This window comes from Ornithinibacillus bavariensis, assembly GCF_018333235.1.
Taxonomy (GTDB): Bacteria; Bacillota; Bacilli; order Bacillales; family Amphibacillaceae; genus Ornithinibacillus; species Ornithinibacillus bavariensis.
This window is the reverse complement of sequence record NZ_BORP01000001.1, coordinates 930,042-944,086: the sequence shown is the minus strand read 5'-3', so window position 1 is coordinate 944,086 and position 14,045 is coordinate 930,042. Positions and strand designations below refer to the sequence as shown.

Annotated in this window: 12 protein-coding genes; 1 reads left to right on the top strand and 11 read right to left on the bottom strand. The window is 33.2% G+C overall.

All coding sequences use genetic code 11. The features are described from left to right. Positions 1-273 precede the first annotated feature (273 nt). The 3 genes from modB to KI338_RS04700 all read right to left on the bottom strand — a co-directional run bounded on the left by modB (position 274) and on the right by KI338_RS04700 (position 2,695). Positions 274-957, bottom strand: a complete 684-nt coding sequence (modB, locus tag KI338_RS04710; RefSeq protein ID WP_212919796.1) for a molybdate ABC transporter permease subunit — start codon at positions 955-957, stop codon at positions 274-276. Then, complete coding sequence (gene modA / locus KI338_RS04705; protein ID WP_212919795.1) at positions 938-1,732, bottom strand: molybdate ABC transporter substrate-binding protein; 795 nt, start codon at positions 1,730-1,732, stop codon at positions 938-940. The genes modB and modA overlap by 20 nt, the downstream gene beginning before the upstream one ends. A gap of 84 nt (positions 1,733-1,816) precedes the next feature. After that, positions 1,817-2,695, bottom strand: coding sequence for a LysR family transcriptional regulator (locus tag KI338_RS04700; RefSeq protein ID WP_212919794.1), 879 nt, complete (start codon positions 2,693-2,695; stop codon positions 1,817-1,819). Between the two features lie 110 nt (positions 2,696-2,805). Between KI338_RS04700 and KI338_RS04695 the strand changes: the two genes are divergently transcribed. Then, positions 2,806-3,876 (top strand): citrate/2-methylcitrate synthase, encoded by a 1,071-nt coding sequence (locus KI338_RS04695; RefSeq protein ID WP_212919793.1) that lies wholly within the window; start codon positions 2,806-2,808, stop codon positions 3,874-3,876. Between the two features lie 632 nt (positions 3,877-4,508). On the opposite strand, the gene speD is transcribed toward KI338_RS04695, so the two are convergent. The 8 genes from speD to KI338_RS04655 form a co-directional block, all read right to left on the bottom strand. Continuing rightward, positions 4,509-6,014, bottom strand: coding sequence for an adenosylmethionine decarboxylase (gene speD / locus KI338_RS04690; protein WP_212919792.1), 1,506 nt, complete (start codon positions 6,012-6,014; stop codon positions 4,509-4,511). Positions 6,015-6,805: 791 nt separating this feature from the next. Then, positions 6,806-7,273: a GNAT family N-acetyltransferase gene (locus KI338_RS04685; RefSeq protein WP_212919791.1), complete on the bottom strand. Its 468-nt coding sequence runs from the start codon at positions 7,271-7,273 to the stop codon at positions 6,806-6,808. A gap of 71 nt (positions 7,274-7,344) precedes the next feature. Further along, entirely contained in the window at positions 7,345-7,629 is a 285-nt protein-coding gene (locus KI338_RS04680) for a hypothetical protein (protein WP_212919790.1), read from the bottom strand. Between the two features lie 125 nt (positions 7,630-7,754). Beyond that, positions 7,755-8,306 carry a signal peptidase I gene (gene lepB, locus KI338_RS04675; protein ID WP_212920049.1) on the bottom strand — a complete coding sequence of 184 codons (552 nt, stop codon included), beginning with the start codon at positions 8,304-8,306 and terminating at the stop codon, positions 7,755-7,757. A gap of 311 nt (positions 8,307-8,617) precedes the next feature. Further along, positions 8,618-8,848 carry a hypothetical protein gene (locus KI338_RS04670; RefSeq protein WP_212919789.1) on the bottom strand — a complete coding sequence of 77 codons (231 nt, stop codon included), beginning with the start codon at positions 8,846-8,848 and terminating at the stop codon, positions 8,618-8,620. 390 nt (positions 8,849-9,238) lie between these two features. Further along, entirely contained in the window at positions 9,239-10,504 is a 1,266-nt protein-coding gene (locus tag KI338_RS04665; RefSeq protein WP_212919788.1) for an MDR family MFS transporter, read from the bottom strand. A gap of 703 nt (positions 10,505-11,207) precedes the next feature. Beyond that, positions 11,208-11,975 (bottom strand): methyltransferase domain-containing protein, encoded by a 768-nt coding sequence (locus KI338_RS04660; RefSeq protein ID WP_212919787.1) that lies wholly within the window; start codon positions 11,973-11,975, stop codon positions 11,208-11,210. Positions 11,976-12,715: 740 nt separating this feature from the next. Then, positions 12,716-14,041: a glycoside hydrolase family 18 protein gene (locus KI338_RS04655; RefSeq protein ID WP_212919786.1), complete on the bottom strand. Its 1,326-nt coding sequence runs from the start codon at positions 14,039-14,041 to the stop codon at positions 12,716-12,718. Positions 14,042-14,045 lie beyond the last annotated feature (4 nt).

Sequence of the window (14,045 nt, the reverse complement as noted above, 5' to 3'; positions counted from 1 at the left end):
ATTCCTCCCTAATTGACTCCATAAAATTTCATTATAATTTATTTCTATAAACGAAAAAATATTCCAGTAAAATGCGATTACTAAAATAAAACTATTTGAATAATATGAAACCAATTGTACCAGCACCCTCTATAACTAATTCAGTGAGGCTATAATGAATTGCCTCACTGGCCGTTAATGAAACATTGTAAAAAGCCTTATTTCCCAGTTTCTATGGAAAATAAGGCTATTTTCTTCTATTTTTGAGAAATAGTTCATTAGCAGACTTAATTTCTATTGGAATTGCCTAGAACGAACAAATAATAGCATGACGAACGATATTACCATAATTGATATTACCCAAGCCCAAGCAAGATTTGTATTACCTGAATCCATTGCAATATAAATTGCTGTCGGAACAGTCTGTGTCTTACCAGGGATATTGCCAGCAAACATTAACGTTGCTCCGAATTCTCCTAAAGCACGAGCAAAGCTTAAGATACATCCCGATATTAGTACCCTGGAAGCAAGGGGAATAGATATAAAGAGAAACACTCTCCATTCATTTGCTCCATCCAGCCTTGCAGCAGCTTCAATATCACTATTTACGCTTTGGAATGCTGCTTTTGCAGACTGATACATCAATGGAAACGCAACTATTGCAGAAGCAATGACTGCAGCCCACCATGTAAAGATTACCGGTTGATTAAAAATCCATTCTATTATTCTACCCATTAAACTGTTTCTACCAAAGACTACAATAAGTAAAAATCCGACAACAGTAGGGGGGAGAACAATAGGGAGCATAATGATAGTTTCTAAAATGGACATTCCTTTAATTTGTTTTCGACTAAAATATTTCCCTATCAATGTACCTAACACTATAACGATAATGCCAGAAACAGTTGAAATTTTTAGTGACTGCCAGATAGGACTCCAAAATTCATCGGTTAACAAGCTACTGTGTAATAAATCCATATTCCTCAAAGACCTCAATTGCTTCTATACTTTGTAAATAGTTTAAAAATTGTTTGGCAGCTTCATAGTTTTGGGAATGCTTAACAATTCCTACAGGATACTCAATAGGAATGTGGGTAGTTGAATCAATTGTATCAATGATTGCAATTTTGTCAGAAATAAGTGCATCTGTTTTATAGACTATACCTGCTTCCACATTAGCTGTCTCTACATATGATAATACTTGGCGGACATCTTTAGCAAATACTAGTTTAGGCTCTAAATCGTTCCACAAGCCACTTTTTTCAAGGGCTTCCTTAGCATATTTCCCAGCTGGAACCGTCTCTGGAGTACCGATAGAAATATGATCAATTTCCTTATGTACTAAATCAGTTAAGCTTTTAATCGGATATGCATTTTCTTTTGGCGTGATTACTACAAGTTCGTTGAATAAGAGAGTAGTACCGTCATCCGGTGTAATTATGCCTTCGGTGATGAGTTTTTGAAACTTATCGTTAGCTGCCGAGAAAAATAGATCAACGGGAGCACCTTGCGATATTTGCTGTTGAAGGGAACCTGAACTTCCATAATTAAATTTTAATTTAACGTGTGGGTTGTCTGCTTCATACTTCTTCTGGATAATTTCTAAGGACTCCTTAAGACTAACAGCCGCTGAAATAGTTAATTCAATAGATGTGTCATTGGCTAGAGAGATGTTAGATTGTTTATTTGAAGTACAGCCAGCTATGATGAAAAGCATTAAAACTATACCTATATAACGAGAATATTTTTGCATGAACACACCTCATCTGAAATCTATCATTTTAGTTATTTTTAGTTTACTATAATTGTGAAAATTTATCTTGATTGTACAAGATAACTAGCTAAAGTGGAAGGAAGCGATAAAATTCATTAGCTCCGGATCAAATTGATGGTTGTTTTTATATAAAAAATACATGCCAGCTCGAGGCGTTTCAATAAAGTGAACAGGTATTTCTAATAATCTACCTTCAATTATCTCCTTATTAATACTTGATAGAGGGAGAAAGCTAACCCCCATACCTTCCAGTACAAATCGTTTTGTAACGTACGTTTGATTGACTTTCATCATTCGAAGGGAGGGAATCTTTAAAAGGAGTTGTTCTTTTAGCTTTCCCCAGTAGTAAGGATGGTTATCGGTAAACAATATATGTTCTTCTAATATTCCCAAGCCATCTAAAATAGGGCCAGATTCAGCATCGTACCCGTCATGACGCATTACTAAAACAACATTTTCCTCATGAAATTGAATTGTTTTAATAAGACTAGACCCTGGTAGGCTTGATAGCCCTACATCAACATCACCATTTTCTATTTGCTGTGAAATTAGCCTTGATTCCATCACTTGAATAGTAAATTCAACATTCGGGTGTGTGGCCATATATTTATGCAAAATAGTAGGTAAAATTGTATCGGCAAGTAATGGTGAAATAGCAATTCGAAGTAGCTTATGATACCCTTGTTTAAATTGATTCATTCTGTGAAGACTTTTTTCAAATTGCGAGATAATCTCTGAAGCCTCGTGATAAAACATTCTACCAAACTCCGTTAAAACAATATTTCTACCATCTTTATGAAATAATTGTCCACCCAATTCTTTCTCTAACTGCTTTATTTGAAAGGTAATTGCTGGCTGTGTTAAATATAATTTTTCAGCCACCTGACGATAATTTTCATATTCTGCTGCAAGGATAAATGTTTTTAGATTCTTAATATCCATCTAGCACCTCAATTAATAAGAATTATTTATTATTATATTAAAAAATATTAAATTTTAATAATGTTTTTACTTTATTATAATGTAAGCAAAGGGAAGAGGGAGTGGTCAAAATGTTTCAACCAGGATTAAAAAATGTTACAGCAGTACAAACAAAGCTGAGTAACATTGATGGAGACCAAGGTCGATTAAGCTATCGTGGTAAGGAAATTCAACAATTAGTAGAAGGTTACTCTTTTGAGGAAGTTGCATATTTTCTTTTATACGAGGAATTTCCTGACCCAATTACAAAAGAGGAGTTTGAATCAAAATTAAAGGATTATCGCTCTCTTCCAGATTATATGGAGAGAATCCTTCTTGAACTACCGATTGATATGGAAATCATGGATGTACTGAGAACACTCATTTCGTCTCATCACATAAAGCATGGTGTTGAAATAGAAGAATCTGCGTTAAGGCTAATTGCAGTCATTCCTACAATTATATCCTACCAGTATCGTAGAATGAACCATCTACCATTTTTGAAACCTGATAAATCATTAAATCATGTGGAGAATTTAATTTATATGCTAAATGAAGAGACAAACCATATTCACGCAAAAATACTAGAAACTTACCTAATATTGACAATGGAACACGGTTTAAATGCATCTACATTTGCAGCAAGGGTGACAATTTCAACAGAAAGTGATTTAGTATCCGCAATTACTAGTGCAATTGGAACCATGAAAGGCCCATTACATGGCGGCGCACCATCTGGAGTGATTGAACTATTGGAAGAAATTGAAACAAAAGATAATATATGTGAAATAATTCACAAAAAATTAAGAAACAAAGAGCGAATTATGGGATTTGGTCACAGAGTATATAAAACAATCGATCCACGAGCTGAAGCATTAAAATACACAATTTCACAACTTGATCAATTACCAGAATGGGTTGAATTAGCATTTGAAACGGAACTAAAAACAATAGAGATATTAAAAGAAGTTAAACCAAACCAAAATCTATATACCAATGTAGAATATTATGCAGCAGCGATTATGAAAGCATTAAATATTAATCCAATGTTATTTACAGCGATTTTTAGCTCAAGTAGAATAGTTGGTTGGTGTGCACATGCAATCGAACAAATGAGTAATAATACTATTTTTAGACCAAATGCTATGTATATAGGAAAATAATAATTTCAGCGCTATAAAATTAAAAATATTTTATAGCGTTTTTTGTTTCCGTCTCAATATCAGGAGTAAACTTTAATTATGAGATTAATAATATTGATTCCATTGTAAGTTCCTATAAGATATATTATGTAAACTAGATAAAACAAATACCAAAGTCATCAAGGCGTATATACATATTGCTAACGAATCTCACAATAATACTTACACCTACCTTTTTTTAGGTTTTTCTGTGAATTTTGTTTTTACTTTGCCTTGTACATTAAAGACCTTCAGGCAACTCTACTTCACTAAGAAGTTCACCACATGTAAAACAATTACCCAATACTTCTTCAAGTGGGATAACATTCTCATAAGTATATTTTAATTATTTTTCAATTTCGGCTTCACTAAAGCTTTTCATGTAATTCTCCTTTCTTTATTTTTTAAATAATTTAGTAAAGAACCCGTTAGTTTAAGTGTATCACATCACATTACACATCCAAATTAGATATATTATAAGCAATGTCACAACTCTAAAGTTACGACACCAAATAGAACTGTTATAGTTTTAATCGAAAACAGGAAAAGAAAAAAACTTGTTTTTCTTCTCCTGTTTCATTTTAAGGGCTTATAGGACAGCCCCTCCATTTTTTCTATTTACCCCGATGCACGTAATGCTGTGTGGCAATTCCTGCATTAAATTGCGCAGTAATAAATTGAACAGCCTCTTGTAGAGCTAATTTACTGTTACAAGTGAAAACATCTATTGCCGTATAACCGTACTCTGGCCACGTATGAATCGTTAAATGTGATTCTTGAATAATGACTACACCGCTAACCCCGTAAGGTGAAAAATGATGGAAGTGTTCGGTCACAATCGTTGCCTTTGCTTTAAGGGCAGCTTGACACATAATCGATTTAATTTGTTGCACGTCATTGAGTAATTCAACATCGCAATCATGCAACTCTAATAAAATTTGATGTCCTAATGTATGCTGGGATTGTGTCTTATCTACTGTTCTCTTAATTTGTGAAAACTTATTATTTTTACAACTCGGGCAACCACTGGATTGAAGCTGAGCAATAGTGGTGTATTGATGTCCAACGCCGACAGTAATTGAGTGCTGACAATGGGTACACTGATAAACCACAGATTTCCGTTCAATTTCTCCTGTGTAAATTGGTTGCGTAAATTTACGCTGATTAGTAATATAGGGAATCATTTGCTCTGTTGTTTGTAATACGAATAATTGACTTTTGGCGCCTAAAATTTGTGAACCTTCATAGGTGTTTATATCGTATTTAATACTGTCAATAACAAAACCCATAGCACATAAGCTTTGCTGTATTTGCGACTGCTTTTGGTAGCTTCGCTTAGCGTAGGAAAAAAATACATGCCGCATTGCTTCTGGCTTTAGTGCGTTAATTGCACGAGATAAAAAAAGCTGTGAGCCAATCAAGGTATACGGGGTATCTGTGTATACGCAATCAAACTGATGGGCGTATTTTTTAGGCAAAGGCTCCTGAACGTTATAATAATCTGTTTTAATCGGAAGCTCATAGTCCTCAGCTATTTTGTTAATCGTATATAAAATTCGCCTATCAATATCTAACACAACAATTTTAGTTGTGGAATGAGGAGCGATTTTCTTTAGTAAAAACGCTAGTGCAATACTGATGAAATCATCATCGCCTAAACACAAAATTCCCTTATTGAGTAGCATCGTATAGTCTAGTGCGAGCAATGCACGTTTTATGGCTGTCTCAACTGTACATTTTGATTGATCAATTGCTACATCAGCTGTAGGTCTAGCGTCATAAATCGTGCTTAATTCGCTTATATTTTGTGTAATCCATTCCGTACGAAATGCATCATCAGTCGTTAATTGAAGGTAGAGTTTAGTATCAGCACCTAAGAGTTGAAAATATTGCGAGATAGCAAGCTGACCCTTTTTCGTTAAGCTATGTTTGCCCCATCCTCGCTTTGCGAATTCTTTCTTCATTGCTGAAACGATTGGTATTGGTAAGCCTGTCGTATGAGCTAAAGATTTAGTTGTGCAATTTTTATGGAAATATAAATCAAGTAGAGCTTTTTCTAATGTGTAGTAATTTTCTTCAAGCTGCATATCAGCTGTAATTTGTTGTAATTGTTTTTGCATTGTAGATTCGTCCTCTCAATTTTAATAAGTAAAAAATTAAAATTGTCTAGATCAACGAATAGAAAAAAGCGCGACTAAAATTAGTCGCGCCAAATGTTTATACGAAGCTAACTAATTCTAATCTTGCTTTTTTTCATAACAAATAACACCCCTATATAGGAGGTTTGTTTAACAAAATTAAGCTATTACGTTGATTTAGATTAGAATTCTACAATTAACAAAAAGTTCACCCTTTAATACAATAGTACGTCAACTATATAATAGATATAAAAATTTTGCAAGTCTACGTATAGCATCGATTGAAAGTGCAATAATTCCTGGAAAATGAATTGAATTGGCGATACGGAATACTTATATAGGCAACATTTTAGTGTTATTAGTCAGATACTGTTCTGACGAATTGCACAATTATACTCAAAAATTACGTTTATTTTATTAAGTAAAAGCGACTATCCCCTTTATACTTTTCAAACCTTTCAAATACTGTAGTTTCATCATTTACATAGCTATAACCAGCTAACCTTACAGCATACCTACCTGCACTTTCTCCAGTTAAATTTTGATTGATATTTGTTCCCTTTTGTTTTGCAGGTTCTATAATATTTTGAGAAGGAAATACCCAGTGTGCATTTGCTCCTTCAGAATAAAAGTATTATTGTGCAAGTCGTCAATTGCTCCTTATTCTCTTTTCTTATCACTCTAAAGTATCTAATTCCAAGTCATTTGTTTCTGCTACGTACCATTAGCTGGTTAATCCAATAAAATTAAATAATATGTGTTTCAAAGTATTGTTATAACAATATGGAAAAAGTGGGTTCATCGAAGGTCATTTTATTGTCATCTGAAAAACCATATTTCAAATAAAATAATCTTCCTGCTTCATTTTCAGGATGAACCGTTAAATTCAGACGGTTACAAGAAGGATTGCTATTTTTAATATGTCTAATTAATTCATTTAATGCTTTTCTGCCCAATCCTCTTCTTTGAAATCTTTTATCTATGAAAAAATGAAACAGCCAATAATCATCTTTACTATCTGGTGTATAATGCAGATTGAAAAAGCCTACCATCTTATTTTGATTGTAAATTCCATAAGGCTCTACCATCTTTCCTCCTGGTCTTATATATGCTTTAGCAAGAGCAATAGCAACAGGAGGATTAACAGATGCAACAAACCTTTGTTGTGCATCGTGTATGGATAGTTCAAGTGCTTCTCTCCAATTATCTGAAGTTATTAATCTAATACATATTTCCGACATAGTACACCTCATTTTAAAAAACTGTTGTCTTCACATACCCTGTTTTTATAAGTTCTTTTAATCTATCTTGATCACGTATCCATAGAAAAACCTATTATTATCCCTAAAGGAATGGAAATCCAAGTAATTATAAGTGAAATAACAAAATAGGGTATTATATCCTTAAAAAACTGAATCAAAACGAATATTGCACCAATCCCCCAGATAACAAGAATTATGAAAAACTCTGGTGCAACATATGTTTTGTCTGTGTAATTTTCAGAAATGGCTCCGCCCGCAAAAAACATAGATATCATAAGAGCAATAGAACCACTTATTAAAAGGTTACCCAGTGCTATTATCTTTCGTTTACTCATGATTTTCCCTCCCTTCGTTTCGCAAGGATACTGCTCTTTGATTCAACAAGTCATTGCCCTTTTCATACTAAAGTTCTCATTCGTAAAAAATATGGGGTATAATAATCTTTCATGTAAGTTTAACTCTACTTACTAATAATCTTTATTTCTTTAAGAGGATAATAGACAATATTTGTTGTTCCTATTACCATTTCCATTGGAATAGCCCCCAGGTGACGACTATCTGTACTATCTCTTCTATTATCACCCATAACGAACAAATGACCTTCTGGAACTACATCATCGCCAATTGGAGTTTCGCGTAATGTAAATGAACCGGTTAGAGGTCCATCCTCTACTTTTCGTTTGAGTTCGTCTAAATACGGTTCATCGTAAGGTGTTCCATTTATATACAATGTATCATCTTTATACTCAATGCGGTCTCCTGGTAATCCAATCACACGTTTTATGTAATCTTCACTTTCTGATTTATGGAATACGACGATATCAAATCTTTCAGGTTCACCTATTTTTGTTACAATCATTCGTTCTTTATCTTGCAAAGTAGGTTCCATTGAATAGCCTTGAACTACAACAGGAGTAAATAAAAAGGTACGGATTATCAAGGCTATAATAATTGCTATAAACAGTGCCTTAATCCATTCCCATAGCACATCTTTGCCTTTTGTATTTTCCATTCCCACTCAACCTCTCTTTATCCAATGTTCATCTGTAACCCTTCAATAGTAGTAATCTAAAATGTCTAAATTTTATATGGTGTCAAATAAATAATATAGTTAAATTAGAAATCAACTTATAGGAGGGAATTCATTTTAAAAACCATTGTTTTACTTTCACTATCCTGCCCAGATCGTATTATAAGGGTAACCAGAATTTACTGGTTGAACATACTTTAATTGAAGAACCCCTAATCCCATAATACCATAATATTCAAAAAACTTTAACAAAGAAAAAGACGACCCTCTTTACAGTTGGATCTTTTAAACAGTTATCCAAAGTAATTATGAAACCACCAAACAATAAGAATCATACTCACTATTCCCCAAGCTGTAGTACTCACCATCCACCAAATAATGGATTTTGCTTTTGCTGAACTTTCCTCGTCTTCCATACCTGCTGTTATAAAAGCGAGCTTATTTTCCATTCCTTTTTTCATTGAAGTGAAAAAAATAAATCCGATTATTATGAAACCAATGGTAATCCAAAGTAATAAGTCCACCTGCTATACCTCCCTTTTTTGTTAACAAATTTCATTTCAATCTTCTTTATACAATTATCTAGTCGTTAGTTAAAGTACTTTTCTTCAAATTCTATCTATACCTTATCATAAAATTTAATTTATTCAGAGTAATCTTGGGGAATTTATTATCAATTGGTGTAATAAATGTTTCTCCACATTCCATTTATCTCAATAACTGTTATACTACAGGTGTGAAGAACTGCTTTTTTAGCATCTACTCCTGAAAAACTTCATGTGCTCTTTTATTTCATTGTTTGCGTATTCTTTCCAATTAACCTCTTTTAAATCACTATTTGATTTAGCAGGATCCTTCTCTGTACTAATTCATTAATTTAGTCGTTTTATATTCCGAATAAGTACAATTCAAAATTAAAAATCCCTATTTTTATTGTTTGCAGTATAGTTCTCTGGCAAAATCTTAAACACAAAAACATAAATAATTGCACTAATCAAAGCACATACCATAATAAATCCAAATATTAAAACTGGCGATAAAGAAACAGAGAGAATGACGGTAAAAGGAGCAATTAATCGACCTAGAGAATACTGAAGATCAGATGCTCCCATATACTGTCCTCTTGCATGTTTAGGTGCATATTTACTGACAAAATTTTGCACAACTGGACCATGTATTATCTCTCCAATTGTCAATATAACTGTAATACCAAATAGTAACCAAGCACTTGTTGTAAATCCCACTAAAAACATGCCTATTCCAGATAAACAAGCTGAAAGTATAAGTGAATTTCGATCGCTCCAGCTATCCAGCATTTTGGTTACTGGAATAACACATAAAACAAATAAAAGCCCATTCAATCCTATCATCCACCCAAATACTTCCTCACTACTTAGTGCGACTGACCATTCCCCAATTGAAAACAGCTCTTGAGCCGGTACAAAATTTCGAACATATATGGCTAAATAAAGATCCAATTGCATAATTGAAACGGTTATGAAGATACCACCAAGTATATAAAAAAAGAACACCCTATCTTTAAGAATTTCGCAATAATTGACAAATTGTTGCTTTACAAGCAATAGCAACGTCTTGCTTTCTGCATCCTCTTCCTCGTGCTCTGGCATTGTTTCCCTAATAATGTATAATATTGCAATAGAATAAAGTAATGTAACCACTGTACAAGCCCATAAAAGCTCACTACGATATTGGAAAAATAAAACCGCACCTATAATTGGACCAAGAACTGCACCAAGATTATTAGCCGATGCAAAGGTTGCAAACACACTTCGCCTTTCTTCATCTGGTACAAGATCGGCTACCATCGCAGTACTAGCTGGTCTATAGAATGATTTCCCAAGGCTAATTCCAATGAAAGCTACATAATCGAACCAAGGTGAAAAAGAAAGTGCAAATAAAGCAAAAAATGCTGCCTGCATAAATGCACCAACTAGCATGATCTTACGTCTTCCGAATTGATCAGTTACATAACCTCCAATCATTCCTCCAAATATACTAATTATTGAGGGGGCAGTCATCATAATACCTGCTTCAACCACGCCCAATTCATCACTAAAGTAAATCGTAAGAAATGGAAAATACATCCAAAACAACATGTTAAATAACGTTTCTCCAATAAGTCTAGTTTTTAAATTAATATCCCATGATAGCCATTTCATATTAACTCTCCTCTTACTTGAGATTCCTGGCCAGGTATAATTAACAATAAAATAATTTTTTCGGAAAATATAGACTTATATTTAAAAATCATTTATACTAATATTATAAAAGTTAGCCAATAGGCATCTTTAATTTAGATGTCACATGAACAGAACGTATGATCTCGAAGCAATTAATTATAAAGTAAAGCTCCTCTTCCCACTTATGGTTGAGGAGCTTTTTGTTTTGTTTTGGTATGATATCAAAGTTTATGATTTTTTGTTTAACAAGTGATAGTTTACCCTGCAATTCTTTCTATTCATTAAAGGTAATTTAAACTATTTTCTAGATCTAATTTTAACAATTTATTAAACCTTTTAGGATTAACTAAAACCAGATTGATACAATGATAAAGCTTTGACGTTTCTACCTAGCAGGTATCTTTCTTTTCATACAGATATATACTCCTTTATATCTGTATGATCTTGTTCTTTAATCCCTTCTCTTATAACTCTAACAGTAGTCTTTAAGCAAAGGAAAACCTCTCCACTGTATGGGCGGTTAATTGAACTATCGTATCATTTTTCTACTAATTGCTTTGTTTTGTTTTGTGTAAAGCCATTTGGTTTAATAGAATAATTCCTGCATCTCTTATTATTCATTAAGAATTGATAAAAAGCTAAATATCCGTTTTGATTTTTTTCAAAACGGGTTTAAATTATTTTATAAAATTGGTTTGTTATTACATGCAACTATTATAAATCGATGCTCAAAGTTTAAAACGTAGCCATTTAATGTTAACTCATTATAAGCATCCAGTAGTTGTACAAAGTTTTCATTTACATTAAACCCTGGAAATTCCCATTCAATAACTTTTGCATAGTAAATTAGCGATTCCATGTTAAAAAACTTTTGGTAAGGAAAGTATTCATTAGCGAATATAATCTCAAAATCACTTTCCTCTAAATCATGTTGTGTATTTTTCAAATTTAAGTTCCTAAATCTTGGTTGAAAGTCTGGAATAAGCATATTTGATAAACGGTTTCCATTTTCTCCGCCAACCTGTTGAGTAATGAATATACCGTTTGGTCTTAATACTCTTTTTACTTCATTAATATTAAATGATTCATGTCTATTAATAATAATATCAAAACGATTATCATCGTAATCAATTAGGTCATCGTCATCAATTGGAGCCAAATTTATCCCCAAAGGAACTAATTTTCTCTTTAAAAGTTCAATATTTGGTTGCCAACCTTCTGTTACTGATGTTTTATCATAAGGATGATTTAAGGACAGAAGAAATTCTCCGCCTCCCGTACCCATATCCAGTAGTTCTAAATCTGAAGACAAATATTTATTTATGATTCTAGCATAATCCCATGGGAGAGTTTCATTTTCCCAGCCGTCCTTTATATGAGAAAAATCCCAGCCTTTAAATTTCACTTTTTCATATTTTGTCCATTCTTTTTTAAACGCATTGATATTCATAATAACTATTCCTCCACTTTTTTATTTACAATGTGGACGATACAGTTAACTGATAGATGTTTAGGTTAAGCTCGATACAGACTCCATCAGATTTACTAACTGTATCGAGTAATTAATTCGTTTCATTTTATTAAGTTCCCTCCTTATAAAATATTTCTTCATTTTAATTTTAATTGTAAAATTACATTTTTTCTTATTAATTTAGAAATATCAATCTATTTAATATATTATCATACCTTGTTTTAAAAATACAGTTAGTGGGTACTTTTTCACACGCTTTCCTCACAACTCTCGATTATTTAACGCTTGTATTAAAAGAACAAGGAAATTTTCACCATTGAATTATTTCCCCCTTTGGATACAGTCTCCAAGGGGGATTCGAATAGGATAATCAATTAAAAGGATATAATGAATCAGTTCTTATAATTAATAAAAAGTTCCAACTTGTACTTTCGTTTTTCTACAAAAAAATGGCGACTAAGCTTCTATGTTCACCTTGTTTAAATCATCTCCCCGTCAGTATTTTCTATTTCCGTCAATAGCTATACTTGGCAAAGTCCGACGATATCGTCTACAGCAATTCCAAGTATCATCTTTGAGCCATACTTTCAAACAAAACACTATGATTGTGTCACTGCAATAATAATAAAAAACCAATAGAATTGAGGAATAAAAAAATCCTGCATTCAGTACAGGATTAATTAGGAAGAGGAATCATTCAGTCCCTCTACTTTAGAGGCTTATTTAACAATACGAAATTCTTCCAGTAACATTTTTTCCGTTTGTGGCATCGTGAGTCCTAAATGCCAGCATCCCATTCCAGCTAATCCGTATTCCTTAACTAAACGGAATTTAGCGAGAAGACTACGAGGATCTTCAAACCAAACTTCATGTATTTTACCGTTTTTGTCAACATATCGAAACCACGGGGCACCCGCATTTTCATCATAATTTATGTTACTTTGATAACCCGTATATAAATCAATTGCATGCTGGGTGGAGTATGAAGTACCTAATTTTTCATCCCCTGTGATTGTCCAATCATAAGCATATTGTGGAATACCTAGCATTAGTTTAGACTTCGGAACAACGGATACAGCATAGTTTAATGTTTCTCTTACTTTATCAATCGGAGCAATAGGGCCCGATGGACCACCTGGCCAATGCCAATCATATGTCATTAAAAATATCCTATCCAAATACTTACCTAACGTCTCATAATCATAAGCGATAGAGTAAGACGGGACCTGGTCTCCTTGTTTTGGGGGAACAGCCATCAAGACTTCCATGCCTGAAGGATGCAGTTTAGCAGCTAGTTCTTTAATAAATAGATTTAGGTTTTCTCGATCCCTCGCTCTAATCTGTTCAAAATCAATGACTACTCCTTTATAATCATGGCTGTCCAGAAGCAAATATATATTATTAATGAATATTTTTCTTTGACTCGGATTACTTATCAATTTGTGTGTTAGTTCGGGATCAAATCCCTTTTCGCTCAGATTGGATAGTGTAGCATATGGGGTCATGTTTTGATTCCAAGCCATTTTATGTGCTTCGTTTTCCGCTATTCCAATAATATTACCTTGATCATCGGAATGATACTCAAATAAGAAAACACTGGTAAGTGTACTTTTATAATTATTAAGCATCCATGCATTTGTATTTTTATCTTTTGGAACAAAGTACGTACCAGTCCAAAGATCCATTTTGGACTGTCTAGGTATTTTTAATTTTTGCCCTGGGATAATGACTCGGCTCTTTAATTTATTGTGGTTGATTAATTTTTCTTCACTAATGGCATGACGGTATGCTATTTCCCAAATACTATCTCCTGGCTGGACTACATAAGTTGAACTAGGAATTAATAGAGACTGGCCAAGTACTAATTGAATATCTCTGGCTATGCCATTTAATTTTGCGAGCTCATCCTTATTAACACGGTATTGTTTAGAAATTTTATATAGACTATCGCCTGGTCTCACTTCATGAATCACTTGTGCATGGGAAATCGTTGGAAATAGTAACATAAAACAAAAAATAACTAGAAATAATATTTTCGTATTCATCAAG